Source organism: Fibrella aquatica (genome assembly GCF_041321135.1).
Lineage (GTDB): Bacteria > Bacteroidota > Bacteroidia > Cytophagales > Spirosomataceae > Fibrella > Fibrella aquatica.
Genome location: NZ_JBGGWF010000007.1, coordinates 175,593 through 193,356 on the forward strand (window position 1 = coordinate 175,593; position 17,764 = coordinate 193,356).

At 51.3% G+C, this 17,764-nt stretch carries 13 protein-coding genes; 8 read left to right on the forward strand and 5 right to left on the reverse strand.

The genetic code is table 11. From position 1 onward, the window contains the following. Positions 1-68: 68 nt before the first annotated feature. A complete protein-coding gene (locus ACAW87_RS17175; RefSeq protein ID WP_370724864.1) occupies positions 69-1,529 on the forward strand; it encodes a peptidylprolyl isomerase in 1,461 nt (486 codons plus the stop codon). A gap of 93 nt (positions 1,530-1,622) precedes the next feature. Then, positions 1,623-2,585: an AAA family ATPase gene (locus ACAW87_RS17180; protein WP_370724865.1), complete on the forward strand. Its 963-nt coding sequence runs from the start codon at positions 1,623-1,625 to the stop codon at positions 2,583-2,585. Positions 2,586-2,673: 88 nt separating this feature from the next. Here ACAW87_RS17180 and ACAW87_RS17185 read toward each other — a convergent pair whose 3' ends face one another. The 3 genes from ACAW87_RS17185 to ACAW87_RS17195 form a co-directional block, all read right to left on the reverse strand. Beyond that, positions 2,674-3,270 (reverse strand): nucleotidyltransferase family protein, encoded by a 597-nt coding sequence (locus tag ACAW87_RS17185; protein ID WP_370724866.1) that lies wholly within the window; start codon positions 3,268-3,270, stop codon positions 2,674-2,676. An 11-nt stretch (positions 3,271-3,281) separates the two neighbouring features. Continuing rightward, positions 3,282-4,058, reverse strand: coding sequence for a hypothetical protein (locus ACAW87_RS17190; protein WP_370724867.1), 777 nt, complete (start codon positions 4,056-4,058; stop codon positions 3,282-3,284). Positions 4,059-4,159: 101 nt separating this feature from the next. Beyond that, positions 4,160-4,525 carry a hypothetical protein gene (locus ACAW87_RS17195; RefSeq protein ID WP_370724868.1) on the reverse strand — a complete coding sequence of 122 codons (366 nt, stop codon included), beginning with the start codon at positions 4,523-4,525 and terminating at the stop codon, positions 4,160-4,162. Positions 4,526-4,674: 149 nt separating this feature from the next. On the opposite strand from ACAW87_RS17195, the gene ACAW87_RS17200 reads away from it, so the two are divergent. From ACAW87_RS17200 to ACAW87_RS17225, 6 genes are all read left to right on the forward strand, one after another. Next, positions 4,675-6,330, forward strand: a complete 1,656-nt coding sequence (locus ACAW87_RS17200) for a helix-turn-helix transcriptional regulator (protein WP_370724869.1) — start codon at positions 4,675-4,677, stop codon at positions 6,328-6,330. 257 nt (positions 6,331-6,587) lie between these two features. Beyond that, complete coding sequence (locus ACAW87_RS17205; RefSeq protein ID WP_370724870.1) at positions 6,588-9,647, forward strand: SusC/RagA family TonB-linked outer membrane protein; 3,060 nt, start codon at positions 6,588-6,590, stop codon at positions 9,645-9,647. Positions 9,648-9,662: 15 nt separating this feature from the next. Continuing rightward, the gene (locus ACAW87_RS17210) at positions 9,663-11,237 is read left to right on the forward strand and encodes a RagB/SusD family nutrient uptake outer membrane protein (RefSeq protein WP_370724871.1); all 1,575 of its coding nucleotides are present in this window, start codon (positions 9,663-9,665) and stop codon (positions 11,235-11,237) included. A gap of 109 nt (positions 11,238-11,346) precedes the next feature. After that, complete coding sequence (locus tag ACAW87_RS17215; RefSeq protein WP_370724872.1) at positions 11,347-12,654, forward strand: SusE domain-containing protein; 1,308 nt, start codon at positions 11,347-11,349, stop codon at positions 12,652-12,654. A gap of 113 nt (positions 12,655-12,767) precedes the next feature. Next, positions 12,768-14,354, forward strand: coding sequence for an alpha-amylase family glycosyl hydrolase (locus tag ACAW87_RS17220; protein ID WP_370724873.1), 1,587 nt, complete (start codon positions 12,768-12,770; stop codon positions 14,352-14,354). Between the two features lie 100 nt (positions 14,355-14,454). Further along, a complete protein-coding gene (locus tag ACAW87_RS17225) occupies positions 14,455-15,378 on the forward strand; it encodes an aspartate carbamoyltransferase catalytic subunit (RefSeq protein WP_370724874.1) in 924 nt (307 codons plus the stop codon). A 17-nt stretch (positions 15,379-15,395) separates the two neighbouring features. On the opposite strand, the gene ACAW87_RS17230 is transcribed toward ACAW87_RS17225, so the two are convergent. Both ACAW87_RS17230 and ACAW87_RS17235 read right to left on the reverse strand, forming a co-directional pair. Continuing rightward, positions 15,396-16,667 (reverse strand): erythromycin esterase family protein, encoded by a 1,272-nt coding sequence (locus ACAW87_RS17230; RefSeq protein ID WP_370724875.1) that lies wholly within the window; start codon positions 16,665-16,667, stop codon positions 15,396-15,398. A gap of 135 nt (positions 16,668-16,802) precedes the next feature. Further along, complete coding sequence (locus tag ACAW87_RS17235) at positions 16,803-17,687, reverse strand: LytR/AlgR family response regulator transcription factor (RefSeq protein WP_370724876.1); 885 nt, start codon at positions 17,685-17,687, stop codon at positions 16,803-16,805. Positions 17,688-17,764 lie beyond the last annotated feature (77 nt).

Here is a 17,764-nt window from a genome sequence, read left to right on the forward strand (position 1 = left end):
GCACCTTGCGTTTGTAAGCGAAGCAACAGTAAACTGTAGACAGTAAACAGCAAACTCCCTTTTAAAATATGAACAAACTACAAACTGCATCGCTGAGTCTGCTGGGTGCTACGCTGACGCTTGCTCAGGCGTTCAGCACGGGGGGATTTGCCGCCCGGACATCGGCGTTACCACAATCGGCCCGGGCAACGCAAGTGCCTTCGGGTGTAACGGCCGCCGACACGGTGGTTGAAGAGGCCATTCTGCTGAACAAGATCATTGCCAAGGTCGATAATTATTACGTCCTGAAATCGGATCTGGACGAAGCCCTGCAATCGTATGGAGCGAATGGGCAGAAGGCTCCGGAACCATGTCAGTTACTCGAAAGTCTGGTTATCAACAAAATGATGCTGGCCAAAGCCGAGATTGACTCGGTGGTAGTCGATGAGAAGCTGGTCGACAGCCAACTCGATAGCCGGATGTCGTACATGGTTCAGCAGTACGGCTCGGAGAAAAACATTGTTGAGCAGTTTGGCAAAAGCCTGGAAATGCTGAAAGGCGAAGTACGCGTGCAGGTACGTGACCAGATGCTGACGCGCAAAATGCAGGAAACCATTACGGAAAAGACGAAAGTGACGCCCCGTGATGTGCTGAAATTCTTCAACACGATTCCCAAAGACAGCCTTCCTTACATGCCGGCCGAGGTTGAGGTTGGTCAGATTGTGCGGTACGCCGTTGTTACCAAAGCTCAGAAAGAAACGTTGCGTCAGCGGTTACAGGCCCTGAAAGACAGTGTAACCCGTGGGGCTGATTTCGCCGTGCTGGCCAAAGCCAATTCAGAAGATGTGGGTTCGGGCGAAAAAGGCGGTGACCTGGGTTTTGCCAAACGCGGCATGATGGTGGCCCCTTTTGAAGGAGCAGCCCTTAAACTCAAACCCGGCGAAATGTCGGATATCGTCGAATCTGACTTCGGATTTCACTTGATTCAGCTCATCGAAACGCGGGGGGCCGAATATCATGCCCGCCACATTCTGTTGCGCCCTGAATATAGCCGCCTCGACGTTACCGACCCCACACGTTATCTGGACAGCCTACGAAATCTGATTCAGCTAGACAGCTTGAAATTCGAGAAAGCCGCCAAAGATTTCTCAGAAGACAAAACCACGGCCGATGCGGGCGGTTTACTGCGTAATGAACAGACAGGTAGCTCACGGATGGCTATGGATGGCACCATGGATTACGCCATGTTCTCTATTCTCGACACCATGACTGTAGGTAAAATGACACCCGTTTTGCCCTATCGGTCCGACGATGGTAAAACCGGGGTACGGATTTTGTACTACAAAACGAAAATTGCCCCGCATACCGCCGATTACAAGCTTGACTTCGAAAAGCTGCAAAACATTGTGTTGCAGAACAAGAAAAACAAGGCCATCGACGAGTGGTTCCGTAAATCGGTTGGTGACGTATATATCACGGTTGATCCCCAATATACAAGCTGCCGGATATTTGGGACTACCCAAACCGAAGGAGCACAGGCTAGTAATTAGGAATGCGGGATGAAGAATGCTGAATTAATCGACTAGATTAGCCATTCCTTGTTCTCAATTTTCTGTTCATACTTCTTAATTCTCTATTCCCTAATGCCTTATACATCCGACGTGGCGGCTGCTGAAGCCCTGAAAGACGCTTATAAACGATTAAGTACCGAAATCGGGAAGGTCATTATTGGCCAGGACGAAACGGTTCGGCTTTTGCTCACCGCCATTTTCTGTCAGGGACACTGCCTGTTGGTTGGTGTACCGGGACTAGCCAAGACGTTGCTTATCCAGACCATCGCCGGCGCGCTCGATCTGAACTTCAACCGCATTCAGTTTACGCCCGATTTGATGCCGTCAGACATTCTTGGCTCTGAAACGCTGGATCAGGATCGGAATTTCAAGTTTATCAAAGGCCCTATTTTCGCCAACATCATTCTGGCGGATGAAATAAACCGGACACCACCTAAAACGCAATCGGCCCTCCTCGAAGCCATGCAGGAGTACAAGGTGACCATTGCCGGGCAGAACTATTCACTGGGTCGTCCGTTCTTTGTATTGGCCACTCAGAACCCCATTGAGCAGGAAGGAACGTACCCACTTCCCGAAGCCCAGCTCGACCGGTTTATGTTCAACATTTACCTCGATTACCCGTCTTATCAGTCGGAAGTAGCTATTGTAAAAAGTACGACCACCGACGAACGCTATCAGGTTCAGCGAGTTATTACCGGGCAGGAAATCACCGAGTTCCAGCATCTGGTTCGGCGCGTACCTGTGGCCGATAATGTGGTGGAATATGCCGTAAAGCTGGTTCACAAAACCCGACCCAATACAGAAATGGCGTCAACAGAGGCGAATCAATATCTGGAATGGGGAGCAGGGCCACGCGCCTCACAGGCGCTGATTCTGGCGGCGAAGTGCAACTCGCTGCTGGCCGGTAAATATTCGCCCGATATTGAAGATGTTCGGGCAGTAGCCATGCCGATTCTGCGTCACCGGGTTGTCCGCAACTTCAAAGCCGAAGCCGAAGGCATTACGGTGGAACAGCTGGTGAAGAAGATGCTTTAAAATTAAGTTTGTGGTTTGTAGTTTGATGTTTGTGGTTGCTTCGCCGATTAGCGAAGCAACCACAAACATCAAACTACAAACCACAAACTTAATTTTTCCCTTCCAACGCCTCCACCTGCGCCCAGAAATCCAGGTCGATGGCGGCGGGTTCGAAACCGACTTCAGCGAGGTCGGTTTTATGTTTTATGATCACCCACTTCGGGGCTTTATCACCGGTGAGTTCAGCCAGTAATTCGGCGTAACGGCGGGTAAACAGCGCGGGCATATGTACCTGATCGGCATAGCGGGTAGCTACCATGCCTTTACCCGTTTCAGTTTGCGTGGCAACTAGCTGATTGAGCAGGGCAGGCGTTAAAAATGGCTGATCGCAGGGCATCACAATAAACGTGTCGATGGAAGGCTGCATCATAAACAGGCCAGCCAACCCCACTTTCACCGACGTGGCTACGCCATCATCATAGGTCGGGTTATCGATCAGGGTGACACCCAAACCGTCGAGTTCGGGAGCGATCTGCGCCCGCCGGTCGCCCAGTACAACCACAACTGGCCCACCTAAATTAGCGGCCATGGCAATGTCTACGGCATTACGAACCAGCGAAGTCCCATTTATGGTCAGCAACTGCTTGGCAATGCCCCCAAAGCGTTTTGACGAGCCCGCCGCCAGGACAATAATGCCTGTTTTCATGGTTTGGTTGCTTACCGGAAGAAAGGAAACGTAACGCCAACGTAGGTCAGACCTGAGCGGCTACGGAAACGTCGGTTATCGTCGACCGTGTTAGTGACCGACGTAGTATACTCGGTCATCATCCACTGGTAGCCGACCTTCACGCCCAACCGCTGACCAACAATAGCCCGTATATAGACTTCAGTGGCTAGTGTCCCGATGGAATTATCGCCCAGCAATTGCAGGTTTGCAATGGTTGGTTTAGCCGACTGATTCACATAAGATCCTGTGAAGCGTTGCACAGAGTCAGCACCCGACACCGACGTACCCAGCGAATAAGCGCCCGTCGACGACAAATACTGTCCGGTGCGTCTGCGACCGAGTGTAATACCAACAATATCGGCACTGGCACCAATTTCCAGAAATTTGATGCGGACTTGCGCACGTACACCCAGGTTGAACGACGTACCTGAAGCCGAAGACATCCGAAGCGTGTCGAGGTTAGCCGGGATTAACGGAGCGCCTAACGCAAAAAAACCCGTTTTGCCACCCCTCGACAGATTAGCCGGTGCGGTGATATAATCGGCATTGCTTAGGTAGTTGGTTCGAAAATTCGCCGTCCAGCCAACAGAAAGAACTTTCGTTTTAGTAATGGTCAGCAACTGGTAATACGAAAGCGAAGGGCTGATGTGATCTTTTCCGAAGCCAGCACCCAGGTCGACTCCAGAACTGAGCCGGGTCGATACCGGCGATTGGGCCACCGACAAGAGGGGCATCAGGCAAATACAAAGAAGAGGTACTACTTTCATGGTCATAAAAAAAGCCAGAGCATTGGCCGGGCTGGCCAACCTCTGACTGCTACATAGTCACTTGCAAATATAAGGCCCATTTTTGTCAACAGGCCATTACCTTATGCCAGTGCCTCAAAACCAGATGCTTGTTTTAGGGTACGCTCATTGCCTGTTTCAGGGTCTGCATAGGTGTAATCACCTACCTCTATCGACAGCGATTTACCTTTCAACTTATTCGTATCCAGCTCCTTACCCGATTCTACCTCTACACCAACCGCCTGACACAACTCCATCAGGATAGGCATACCACCGGGCGAGATATAAAACCGTTGATTGACGAAGCCTTCTTCATTTTCGAAACGGCAGGCAATGAACGGAATGCCTTTATATTCACTTTTACCTTCATCAATAGTGGTAATTTCGACGTCGTGACGACCATCAGTCAGAAAGGGCTTATCCAGGCCTTCTTCTACGTTAATTTTCATTTCGTTGCGCGTTAGATTCGTACTTTAGTAACGTAAACCGCCCACCAAGTGTTAGGCGAATACGGCTAAACAGGCCACTTATAATCGTAAATCGAGGACACGGTCCACTGCTGCTTACTATCTTTCTGTTAACTCATCAACGAATGAATATGAATCGGCTACTCCTGTGGCTGTTGCTTTTTCTGGTTAGTCATACGCCGTCGTCGCAAGCACAGACGGGCATGCCGCCTGTGTACCATTTTGTGATTACCGAACTTCCCGAAAATACTCCGCATGATGCACAACTATTCCTGGCGGGTAATTTTAATAAGTGGAACTCAGCGCATCCGAATTACCAGTTTCAACGCCGCCTCGATGGGTCGTACCACATAACAGTGCAGACAAACCTACCGCGTCTGGAGTACAAAGTGACGCGCGGGAATTGGGAATCGGTTGAAGGGCGAGAAAGTGGCAATGCCCGCCCCAATCGCGTTCTCTCACGATCGGCAGGAAATGGACCCATAGAGGTCGATGTGGCTATCCTGAGTTGGGAAGACCTGTCGGGTACGTTCCATTTCTATTCTATTTACGACCTGCTCATGCTGTTTTCAGCTTTTCAGGGTTTACTACTGCTCATTGCCATTCCCAGCATACAGAACTACAACCGATCGGCAAATCGGTGGCTGGTTATGTTGCTAGGACTTACCTCACTGCTGCTATTTGTCAGAACGGTGGCTGCCTACCGCGATGTGGCCCAGGCTTACACTAAGTTGCTGTTGGTACCCGACCTGATTCTGTTCCTGTACGCGCCGGTTTTCTATATCTACCTGCGTAAACTCTTATTCAATACAAAACGCCCGATGAGGGGTTGGTGGCGTCATTTTGTTCCTTCGCTGATTCAGATTGGCATTTATATGCCTTACCTGCTCAGTGAGAATAAACTATTGCAACTCAAAATTGTGAACCGAGACCCCTGGCTTTCAGGCCTCTTTCTGGTAGCTGGACTTGTTGGCTTGCTTTACAATGCGGGCTATTGGCTATTGTGTCGTAGGGCGGTACGTACCTATAAAGAGCAGCACCAGATGAGCCTGTCGACCGAACCACAGGTTCACTACCTGAATACGGTTCTGGCCATTCAGGCCGTTTGCCTGGGTCTTTGGCTTTTCTTTTTCGGATTGGTGGCGGTTGGTGTGCTAACTGAAACAGAAGTATTGTTCATTGCCCAGAAAAACGTAGACATGATTTGGCTTGTCTTTTCCAGCATTATCTACCTGCTGGGGTATTATGCCATTCACCAGCCCGAAATTTTTAAATTACCAGATACTGAACACATACCCCTTCTGGAAACGCAGGTATCGGCACTACCCATCAATCTGCCCCCCTCCGTCATCACCCAACCTGCTTTTCTGTCTGACCTACCCCCCCCTGCCACTGTAGCGCCCCCAGTCACTGAACTGACCGAATCGACCATTGCCCTGAAGCAGCAAATCGATACGTACATGAAACGCCAAAAGCCCTACACTAACCCCAACTTGACCCTGGCCGAATTAGCGCTCAGACTGCACATGCCACCGCACGTATTGTCGAAAATGCTGAACGAAGAGTATCAAAAGAATTTTTTCGACTTTATCAATTACCACCGAATCGAAGAGCTAAAAAGCCGACTAAACGACCCCCGATTCAGATCATATACCGTGCTCAGCATGGCGTATGAAGTGGGGTTCAACTCAAAAACGGCCTTCAATCGGTCATTCAAGAAGCTGACCAACCAAACCCCTAGTGAATACCTGAGCGTGCGTTCCGGCAACATTGAGCTAGTGGAGTAAGCTCTATTTTGTAGAGAAATAAAACGAAAAGGCGTGCCATTTTTCTAAAATGGCACGCCTTTTTTTGCGGTTAATTAACTGAATAACATGATTTTATCTTATCAGTTATCCGTTTTGTAGTGGTATACGTGTTACCTCGTAAACTGGAACGACACACGCCTACACAATATGTTATTTTTGCAAGATAAAGTTGAATCAACTTAGTCAAGGTTGAGCCAACTTCATTTTTCTCTATAAACAGTATAATACGTTAACTTATGAATTACCTCTTTGTCAGCAGGTTCTTTCAAACAGCCGTAACGACCTGTAGCAGTTCGTTCAAGGCGTTTGTGGTGCTGATGCTGCTTGGCGCACTACCGGCCCTGGCGCAGGACCAATCCATTACCGGCGTCGTCACGGAAGTAGACGGATCACCACTTCCCGGCGTAACAGTTGCCCTTAAAGGCAGCACCAGAGGTGCTAATACCGACGCAACCGGAACATTCCGTATTCAGGCTCCGGCTACCGGCACACTTGTTTTCAGCTTCGTCGGCAAAATTCCCCAGGAAGTTGTGATCGGCAACAAGACTGCCATCAACATCACCCTTCTCGATGATTCGCAATCGCTTCAGGAAGTAGTGGTTACAGGTTACGGTACCCAGCGTCGGAAAGACCTGACGGGTTCGATCGCCTCTATTTCATCGGCAGAATTTCAGCGCGGGAACATTGTTGCTCCCGAGCAATTGATTGCCGGTAAATTGGCCGGTGTTTCGATCACGCCGCCAAGCGGACAGCCAGGCGGTGGAAGCACCATTCGTATCCGGGGAGGCTCATCACTCAACGCCAGCAATGATCCACTAGTCGTTATCGACAACGTACCTGTAGACAATACAGGTATCTCAGGTGCAGCCAACCCGCTTAGCCTGATTAACCCGAACGATATTGAAACCTTCACGGTGTTGAAAGACGCCTCAGCAGCGGCCATCTACGGTGCCCGCGCCGCCAACGGTGTTATTTTGATCACCACCAAGAAGGGGGCATCAGGTGCGCCGAAAATTAGCTTTTCAACGCAACTCTCTGTATCGCAGATTGCCAAGAAAGTATCCGTACTCAATGGCGATCAGTTCCGGGCGTTAATAAACGATACGTCTACTGAAACGGGTTTCACCACACCGGAGCAACGATCTCTGACAAGCGGTTCATTAAGTACCGACTGGCAGGACCAGATCTACCAGACGGGGATCAGTAATGACAACAACCTGGCCGTGTCAGGTTCGTACAAAAACATTCCTTATCGGGTTTCATACGGCTATACTACTCAGAATGGTATCCTGAAAACATCGAACTTCCAGCGTCACTCGCTCTCGGTAAACTTATCGCCCAAGTTCCTGAACAATGACCTTCGGGTTGATGTGAGTGCCAAAGGATCGGTCGTGTCTAACCGTTTTGCCGATCAGGGAGCCATTGGGGCTGCCGTTAGCTTTGACCCGACAAAACCGGTGTTCAGCGGTAACGAAAATTATGGCGGCTTATACGAATGGCTTGACCCAACCACCGGTCGGCCAAACGGACAGGCTACCCGCAACCCGCTTGGTCTGTTGTACGACAAAGAAGACCGCAACCAGATTAATCGGTTGGTAGGTAACGTACAACTCGATTACCGGTTTCCGTTCCTCCGTGAACTCCGCGCTAACCTGAACCTGGGCCTCGACGTGTCATCGACAGACGGACAGATTCAGGTACCAGCATTCGCCGCGTCAAACTTCGGTCGTGGCCAGGGAAGACCCGGCATTTCGGGTGATTTCTCAACAACGGGGGGTATCGACCGAGTGTATTCGCAGACTCGCACTGGCAAAACGCTGGAGTTCTACATGAACTACACGAAAGACGTGAAAAGCATTAACAGCCGCGTTGACGTGACGGGCGGTTACTCGTATCAGGATTTTATTCGGGACGAGCCAAGCTACGCCGATAACCTGGCCAACGGTGTTGAATATAACCCGGCGGGTAACCCTTTCCAGACGCAGTATACGCTGATGGCGTTTTTTGGTCGCCTGAATTACACCTTCAACGATAAGTACGTGTTGACGGCCACCATTCGTCGTGACGGTACGTCGCGGTTTAGCCCCGACGCCCGTTGGGGCTGGTTCCCATCAGTAGGCGCTTCATGGAGCGTGAAAGATGAGAACTTCCTGAAAGATTCAAAAACGATTTCAGCCCTTAAACTCCGCTTCGGTTACGGTGTTACCGGTCAGCAGGATTTACCAACCGGGGTTAGCAACTATCCGTACCTGCCAACGTACCTGATCTCTGACCCTACAGCGCAATATCAGTTCGGCAACAGCTTCATTCGCACGTTGCGGGCCGGTGGTTATGATGCCAATATCAAATGGGAAGAGACCGAATCGATCAACGCCGCCGTTGACTACGCCCTCTTCGACGGTCGTATTTCAGGTAGCGTCGATTTTTACGACAAGCGTACCAAAGACCTCCTGGCTACCATTCCGGTGGCTGCTGGCTCAAACCTGACCAACCAGATTTTGACCAACGTAGGTAATCTGCAAAACCGGGGTGTCGAATTCCTGATCAATACCACGCCGATTCAGCGCGAAGGATTGACCCTTGATGTTGGTTTCAACTACACCTACAACGAGAATAAGATCACGAACCTGACCAAAGTGCCAACACCAAACGATCCGGGTATTCTGACCGGCGGTATTGCGGGTGGAACAGGCAACACGATCCAGATTCAGACGGTGGGTTTCCCAACGAGTACGTTCTACGTAAACCGTCAGATCTACAACGCTGCCGGACTGCCGATAGAAGGCGTATATGAAGATCTGAACGGCGATGGCAACATCACCATCAACGACCGCTACCGGTATCAGACGGCCAACCCAGTGCAACTGTTTGGCTTCACCACCAACCTGACCGCCGGTAAATTCAGCGCGGGCCTTGTGTTGCGCGGAACAGCCGACAACTACGTGTACAACAACGTGCGCGCCAACACGGGTACTACCCAAAGCATGGTAAACTCACTGGGCTTCCTCTCGAATGCCTCATCGAACGTGCTCGATACACGTTTCCGTACGCAGCAGTTCTTCTCGGATTATTACGTTGAGAATGCCTCGTTTATCCGGCTCGATAACCTCAACTTCGGCTACAATTTCGGTCGGGTTATCGGTAACCGGGCCAACCTGCGGTTGAATGCAACCTTCCAGAACTTGTTTGTGATCACCAAATACTCGGGCCTTGACCCAGAGATTTCGGGCGGTATCGACAACAATTTCTACCCACGTCCCCGCATTGGTACCCTGGGCCTAAACCTTGACTTCTAAACGACAAATCGAACCATGTTTAAATTAACCATAAAAGCAGGTATGCTGGCCGCCGCAATGGCGTTGGCCACGTCGTGTGTCAATGACCTCGACCGCGTACCTAAGTATGAAGTTACGTCGGCCTCGGTCTACGCTAATTTTGAAAATTACAAACCGGTATTGGCCCGTCTTTACGCTACTCTAGCGGTAAGCGGTCAGCAGGGACCGTCCGGTAAACCCGACATTTCGGGTATCGACGAAGGAACGTCGAACTACATGCGTTTGTACTGGAAACTTCAGGAACTGCCCACCGACGAGGCCGTTATTGCCTGGAATGATGCCACCATTCAGGACATCAACCGGATGACGTGGACGTCGAGCGATGGCTTTATCACGGCGATGTATAACCGTATTTTCTACATGATCTCGCTCTCGAACGAGTTCATCCGGGAAACATCGGACGCCAAACTTGCCGAACGCGGCATCAGCGGTCAAAACGCTACAGATGCCAAAACGTATCGGGCAGAAGCGCGTTTCCTGCGGGCAATGGCTTATTTCCACGCCATCGATATGTTTGGTACAGTACCCTTCGTGACCGAAGCTGACGCACCGGGCTCATTCCTGCCCCGTCAGGCTACACGTCAGGAACTGTTTACCTACGTGGAAAGTGAGCTGAAGGCCATTGAAACCGAACTGGGTGCACCCGGCACTGTCGAATATGGCCGCGCCAGTCAGGCTGCCGCACAGGCTATTCTGGCCCGTATGTACCTGAACGCGGAAGTCTACACAGGAGCCGGCAAGTACTCGGAGGCGATCACGTACGCCAAGAAGGTAATCGATTCAAGGGTTTATACGCTGGAACCGAACTACCAGAATCTGTTTACGGCCGACAACAACCTCTCGAAGGAAATCATTTTTCCGATCGCCTTCGATGGCACCCGCACGCAGACCTTTGGCGGTATGACCTTCATCGTACACGCGCAAGTTGGTGGTAGAATGCCCGTTGCCAACTTCGGCGTTAACGGTGGATGGGCCGGTATTCGCTCGACCCAGAAACTGGTCGATGTGTTTCCCGATGCCAACGCTACAGCCGACAAACGCGGTATGTTCTACACCGATGGTCAGGCCCGCGATGTAAACGATCTGGGTACGTTCACCGATGGATTTGCCGTGACCAAGTACAAAAATGTAACGTCGACGGGTGCAGCTGGCTCTGACCTTCAGTTTGTGGACACCGATTTCCCGCTGATTCGGTTAGCCGATATGTATCTGACCTATGCTGAAGCGGTTTTACGCGGCGGAACGGGCGGCGATCAGGCCACGGCAATTCAGTACGTCAACCTATTGCGTACCCGCGCTAAAGCGGCTACGGTGACTTCGATTAACACCGATTTCATTCTGGCCGAACGTGCTCGTGAGTTGTATTGGGAAGGCTACCGCCGCACCGATCTGATTCGCTTCGGTCGGTTTACCACGAATACGTACCTGTGGCCCTTCAAAGGAGGTGTTCGGGAAGGACGTGCCGTCGATGCCCGCTTCAACCTCTACCCAATTCCGGCTACCGACCTGGTAGCGAACCCAACGTTACAGCAAAACAACGCGGGGTATTAAACGTAGTTTGTGGTTTGTTGTGTGTGGTTTGTGGTTGCTTCGCTAATCAGCAACCACAAACCACACACAACAAACCACAAACTTCATCTAAACAATCAACTCTATTGATATGAAATCGCTACTTAAGAGTTTCCTGGTTGCTGCGTCGGCATTGCTGACGTTTACGGCTTGTGAGAACGAGGGAGAAAAGCTCTTCCTCGACGTATCGGCGGTACCTGTGGTGACCGTTTCGGCCCCAACGGTGGTACTGACCAAAGAGAATGCAGCGACCGATGTGCTGACCATTAGCTGGCCTAAGCCCAATTACGGCTACGAAGCGGCGGCTAATTACACGGTAATGATGGACAAAAAAGGCGGCGACTTTACCAAAGCCGTTTCTCTGCCCGTTGGTACCGAATTATCGAAAACGTTTAAAGCGGCGGAACTGAACAGCCTGTTGCTGGGTCTGGGCCTCACCCCTGCTACAGCGGCCGATATCGATGTAAAAGTCATGTCGGCATTGGGTGGCCGTACGGTATTGTCATCGGCACTCGCCAGCGTAAAAGCAACGCCCTACCTCGACCGACTTGATCTGAGCTCACCCTGGGGTTTGGTAGGCAGCGCCACCGCCAACGGCTGGGATGGACCTGATCAACCGTTTTACAAAACAGAAACACCGGGCGTATTTGTAGCCTACGTGAACCTGATTGATGGCGAAGTGAAAATTCGGCAGGATAATAAATGGGACACTAACTACGGCGGCACAGGTGGCAAATTATCGCTCAATGGCGATAACCTCAAGGTAACGGCCGGTACGTACAAAGTGACTTTTAACCTAACGGCGATGACGTATGCCGTTGAGAAGTTCTCATGGGGTGTGGTCGGTGACGCAACCTTGAACGGCTGGAATGGCCCCGATCAGGCCCTGACCTATGATCCTGCCACAGACCAGTGGTTCGCACTGACAACGTTGAAAGTGGGTGATATCAAAATTCGTCAGAACAACGATTGGGCCGTTAACTATGGCGGAACAGCCGGTAAACTGTCAGCAGGCGGCGACAACATCAAGATTACAACAGCGGGAACGTATCTGCTTGTAGCCGACCTGAAAGCTACTGGCTTGAAATACACCCTGACGGCAACCAAAGCCTGGGGTCTGGTAGGTGATGCCACACCAAACGGATGGGACGGTCCCGATCAGGCTTTCCGCCCCGATCTGACAAAAGACGGCGTTTGGACCCTAACCGGCGTAAAACTGAAAGTGGGCGAATTTAAAGTACGGGCCGATAACAAGTGGGATACCAACTACGGAGACGACGGAGCCAACGGATCGCTGGAACTGAACGGAGCTAACCTCAAAGTAGCCGCCGCCGGTACGTATGATATCACAATTGACTTCACAACGGCAACGCCTAAAATTACGGTTACAAAGAAGTAATCGCTCCTAGTGCCGCACTTCATCAACGACTCGCCAGACTCTCACGTTTGGCGAGTTTTTTTATGGTCTGTTAAACCTATAAGGTCTTTGAGACCTTATAGGTTTAGAAAACAATGCCCCTTTCTACTGTGACAACTGAAGTACGTACCTCTGCGCTTACTGTCGGCCCCGCAAGTGTAAGCACCACTAGCGTGGGCACCACCGGTGTTCATTACGAATTATTTGTACGCGCCTTTGCCGACAGCAATAATGATGGCATTGGTGACCTGAACGGCGTAACCCAAAAGCTGGATTACCTGAGCGACCTGGGCATATCGGCCATTTGGCTCATGCCCATCAACCCCTCGCCCACCTACCATAAATACGACATTACCGATTTCTACGGCATCGACCCCGACTACGGCACGCTGGCTGATTTTCGTCGGTTGATCGATGAAGCACACAAGCGAGGAATTGCCGTGCTGATGGATCTGGTCATTCACCACACCAGTATTCAGCACCACTGGTTTCAGGAAGCCGCCAAAGGGCCGGATAACCCATACCGTTCCTTTTACAAATGGATGCTGCCTGAGGAGATCAAACGGCGCAATCTGGCCACCCGCGATATCACCGCCGATTCAGATGAGCGCAGTCCTTGGCACAACGTACTTGGCCGAATCGGTGGGGCGAAAACCAAAAGCGCAGACACCGAAAAGTATTACGGCATGTTCTGGAGCGGCATGCCCGACCTGAATTTCGATCATCAGCCGCTACGCGACGAAATCTATAAGATCGTCCGGTATTGGCTGACCGAGGTGGGTGTCGACGGTTTCCGGCTCGACGCCGCCCGACATTTGTACCGCGAGGCCGAAGAACCCAAAAATCACCAGTTCTGGGAAGAGTTCGGGCAGGTGGTTCAGGCGGCCAAGCCGGGAGCGTACCTCGTTGGCGAAGTCTGGACCCGCCCCAGCAAAGTGGCACCTTACTTCCGGGGATTGCAAGCCAATTTCAATTTTGACCTGGCACTTGAACTCGAAGAAATCATTCGCCGGGGCGATGATGCCAACGATGTGATGGCCTTTTTGCACGAAACACAGTCGGCTTACGGCGAAGTGAACGACCAGTTTATCGACGCGCTCATTCTCTCCAATCACGATCAGAACCGGATTGGCAGTTTGCTGAAAGGCGATCTGAATAAGCTGAAAGTAGCCGCCAATCTCTTGCTTACGCTACCCGGCAACCCCTACCTGTATTATGGTGAAGAAATTGGGATGCTGGGCCTGAAGCCGGACGAGCACATTCGCGAACCATTTATCTGGAACATTGGCAAACAAGACCCCAACCGTGCGCGATGGATGCATGCCCGTTACTCAACGAGCCGCACCGTTCGTCCGCTGGCGCAGCAACAGACCGATCCCCATTCGCTGTATCAGCATTATAAACGGATGATTGCCTTTCGGAATAATCACCCTATTCTGAACGACAATCGCAGCCGTCTGGTGTTGAGTAACATACGACAGAAAGGCACCATTGCATTTGGTCGGCAGAATGAGTTCGGTACGGTTTGGGTCATTCAAAACCTGACCAAAACTACCATCAACGTGGTATTATCGGCCGCTGAGCAAGCCGTTTCTGAGGTTCAGCTAGCTACGGTTTCAGGTACGTTGTTGACAGACAACACATTGACCTTACCCGGCTTTGGCGTAGCGGTGTTGATTTGAGGTAATTGCTGTTGTGATGCTTCGTAAGCATCACAACAGCAATTACCCATTTACCCAATTACAAAGTACATTTGCCAAATCGTAGCCCACGCCGCGCCCCATGCCGCAACTCAGTACGCGCCATCTCCTTGGCATTAAAGACCTGACTCAGAACGACATTCAGCTTATTCTGGAGACAGCAACTCAATTTAAGGACGTCATCAACCGCCCCATCAAGAAGGTTCCTTCCCTACGGGATATCACGATCGCCAACGTCTTTTTCGAAAATTCAACCCGCACTCGCCTTTCGTTTGAACTGGCCGAAAAACGCCTTTCTGCCGATGTAGTCAATTTCTCGGCGTCGGGAAGCTCGGTAAAAAAGGGAGAAACCCTGCTCGATACAGTCAACAACATTCTGGCCATGAAGGTCGACATGATTGTGATGCGCCACAGTAGCCCCGGCGCACCGCATTACCTGTCATCACGCATTCCGGCCAACGTAGTGAACGCGGGCGATGGCACCCACGAACACCCCACGCAAGCCCTGCTCGACTCGTTTTCAATGCGCGAAAAACTGGGCGATCTGGCCGGAAAACGCGTAGCCATCATCGGTGATATTACCCATTCGCGGGTGGCCTTGTCCAATATTTTTTGCCTGCAAAAACAGGGTGCCGAGGTAATGGTTTGTGGACCTACCACGCTGGTTCCAAAGCACATGGCGTCGTTGGGCGTAAAAATTGGGCATAACGTACGCGAGGCCCTGCAATGGTGCGATGTTGCCAACGTGCTCCGCATTCAGTTGGAACGGCAACAAATCAAGTACTTCCCCAGTCTGCGCGAGTATAGCCTTTACTATGGCATCAGCCGACAGATGCTTGACGAGCTTGACCGGCCCATCGTACTCATGCACCCCGGCCCCATTAACCGGGGCGTTGAATTAACTTCCGACGCCGCTGATTCGCCCCATAGCATCATCCTTGATCAGGTAGAAAACGGGGTAGCCGTCCGGATGGCTGTGCTTTATCTGCTGGCCCAGGAAAAATAGGTGGTACTAGTTACCCGTTACTTGCCATCCAGCGGTTGGGTCATCTCTGAGTTACGAATCAGTACGATGTATTGGAAATAATCGGTTGTTGGGCGAGCCGTGTCAAACTGAAGTCGTTGCTCGGCGGGCATAAATGGCGAATACGTAGCCGTGATGGGCTGCCGTCCGGCCAACGTACCTGACAGCTTAAACAAGGTAACGGTGTTGGGTTTGCTTTGGTCGATAAACGCGTCAATGCCGTCGATACGCATCATGGGACCGTTGTCGTTGAACTTGTCGAGGCGGGAGTAAGCCTTTCCTTTATCCTGCCAGAACGGAGGCAGGAAGGCAGTGGGCACCATCATGAACGAATCGACGTAGCGACAAAGCAGGGAAACCATTTTGCTACGCATGGGCAGGTCCGAGTCAGCTACCATGGCAGCGAACGACTTATTCCCGTCGCTCAGCGGGGCAAGGCCAACATGGTACGCTCCCCAAAATCCGTATAGCTTTTCGTCATGTAGATCGAGCCGGGAAACAGCATCCCGGAAATTGGCAAAGAGCGTTGGCTCCCGCCGACGGATGCTTTTTCGGTAGCCAAGTCCAGTCAACGCGGCCGTCAGTTCGTTCATGGTCTGGCCGGGTGCGTTCCGGTAAGTGGCGGCCTCGTTTCTGATTTTAGCTAACCAGTTCATAGCTACCTGCGCGGCCAGACTATCTGGTTTTTTGGGCGCGGCGGTCAGGTATGTTACCAGCGAATCGAGGCGAGGCTGATCTGCCTGAAAAGAAGCTTGGAATCCAGTTAATTCACGAAGCTGCTGGGCGAGCAACGGCCGGTCCTGCACGACATCAATCCCCACAAAACGTATCCGCTTTTTGGCCGGTAACGTCTGGTTATAAGCGCGGATAGCCTGAATTTTCCGAAAGAAGTCGATATTGGCCCATTGCGCGGTTTCGGCAATCCACGACCTGAACACCAGCCGGAGCAAACTATCCTGCCCCGTTTGCAAATACTGATTGAGGTAATAGGCCTTTGTGGGGTCTACCTCCGCAATGTAGTACCGCACGCCAACGCGCTTGTTCAGATGCTTCAGCAAAGCCAGATCTACCTGCTGAGGTCTCTGGAACCCGTGCGATTCTCCCAACAGAAAAAACTGATTGTCGTAGAAAGCTTTGTCGAACAGCGAAAAATCAGGCTGATCTTTAGTCAGCTCTATTTCCTGATGAGGAAGCAGTACAGACTGCGCCTGCGTATGTTGCTGGCCGGCAATAAATAGAGTGAGAGTGACGAGAAGTAGTATCCGAAACATGGCGCTGGTATCGTCGGTTAGCGATCGACAGCAGCAAACGTACCTGTAGCGTCAACCGAGCGCAATAGAGCGGGACAGGTGGGCTAACCGGGGGACGAATTGCACCGTTAGGGACAGTCAGGAAGGCATATCGGGTCAACTCAGCTTAGCCATGCGCGCATCAAAAGCAGCGAGGTAACTGCGAGAAACGGGTATTTCACGGTTTGTTCCGCTCATCATGAGCAAGTACCCCCGGCTGTTTCCGGTGGTGTGATGGATAGCCCGGAGATTGACCAAAAACGCACGATGACACCTGAAAAATTGAGGATCATCGGCAATGGCAGCCTCCACTTCTTTGAGCGTATTCCGCAGAATGGTCTTTTGCGGAAACATAAAATTCAGCCAGTATACTTCCACATAATTCCCCACCGACTCGATATAAACAAGTTGGTTGGGCAACAGGCTCAAGCGCTCTTTACCCGTATCACTGGTCAGCAAAATACCCTTCGGCAAGTCCGTTACAGTCGGTAGATCAGGTACGTTAGGTTGGTGAAGCTGATCGAGTTGCACGTTGAGTTGCTGTGCCTGAAGCAGGTTACGTTTCAGCCGACGACGCTCAGCGATCATAACGCCCATGAATACCGGAAAAAAGCCAACAACGGTCACCATCAGGTACATGGTCAGAAAAGGCAAAAGTGGCAGATCAAGCAGGAATAAAACAAGCTGATTTCCCAGCGATACGGCTAACAGCACCAGCAACACATGTAACGCATGCCGACCAACTGTCCAATACTCTTCATCGTACCAGACCGGAAAAAGCCGGGGAACAACCGTGTTAACCGATAGAGACGACAGGGCGCAACCGACCGCAAATAGCGCGTGCATAAAGAGACGCTCCTTCCAGTTGGATCCACCTGCATTGAAAAAGGAGAGGAAAAGAAAAATATAGACGCCAGCCTGTACAGCTAGCCATCCCTGATTTTTCAAACTGAAGTCTTCAGCCAAAGGCCGGTTCAACCACGCACGAACTCGATTGATCATGGGGCAAAAGTAGAGGCTGGATGCTGGACATTGAATGTCCGGTGTCCGAAATCCAGCATCCGATATCCAACGTTAAG

Bases quoted from the DNA above. Each gene is read 5' to 3' on its own strand.
- ACAW87_RS17175 (WP_370724864.1), top strand. From the start codon at position 69: ATGAACAAACTACAAACTGCATCGCTGAGTCTGCTGGGTGCTACGCTG.
- ACAW87_RS17180 (WP_370724865.1), top strand. From the start codon at position 1,623: ATGCCTTATACATCCGACGTGGCGGCTGCTGAAGCCCTGAAAGACGCT.
- ACAW87_RS17185 (WP_370724866.1), bottom strand. From the start codon at position 3,270: ATGAAAACAGGCATTATTGTCCTGGCGGCGGGCTCGTCAAAACGCTTT.
- ACAW87_RS17190 (WP_370724867.1), bottom strand. From the start codon at position 4,058: ATGAAAGTAGTACCTCTTCTTTGTATTTGCCTGATGCCCCTCTTGTCG.
- ACAW87_RS17195 (WP_370724868.1), bottom strand. From the start codon at position 4,525: ATGAAAATTAACGTAGAAGAAGGCCTGGATAAGCCCTTTCTGACTGAT.
- ACAW87_RS17200 (WP_370724869.1), top strand. From the start codon at position 4,675: ATGAATCGGCTACTCCTGTGGCTGTTGCTTTTTCTGGTTAGTCATACG.
- ACAW87_RS17205 (WP_370724870.1), top strand. From the start codon at position 6,588: ATGAATTACCTCTTTGTCAGCAGGTTCTTTCAAACAGCCGTAACGACC.
- ACAW87_RS17210 (WP_370724871.1), top strand. From the start codon at position 9,663: ATGTTTAAATTAACCATAAAAGCAGGTATGCTGGCCGCCGCAATGGCG.
- ACAW87_RS17215 (WP_370724872.1), top strand. From the start codon at position 11,347: ATGAAATCGCTACTTAAGAGTTTCCTGGTTGCTGCGTCGGCATTGCTG.
- ACAW87_RS17220 (WP_370724873.1), top strand. From the start codon at position 12,768: ATGCCCCTTTCTACTGTGACAACTGAAGTACGTACCTCTGCGCTTACT.
- ACAW87_RS17225 (WP_370724874.1), top strand. From the start codon at position 14,455: ATGCCGCAACTCAGTACGCGCCATCTCCTTGGCATTAAAGACCTGACT.
- ACAW87_RS17230 (WP_370724875.1), bottom strand. From the start codon at position 16,667: ATGTTTCGGATACTACTTCTCGTCACTCTCACTCTATTTATTGCCGGC.
- ACAW87_RS17235 (WP_370724876.1), bottom strand. From the start codon at position 17,687: ATGATCAATCGAGTTCGTGCGTGGTTGAACCGGCCTTTGGCTGAAGAC.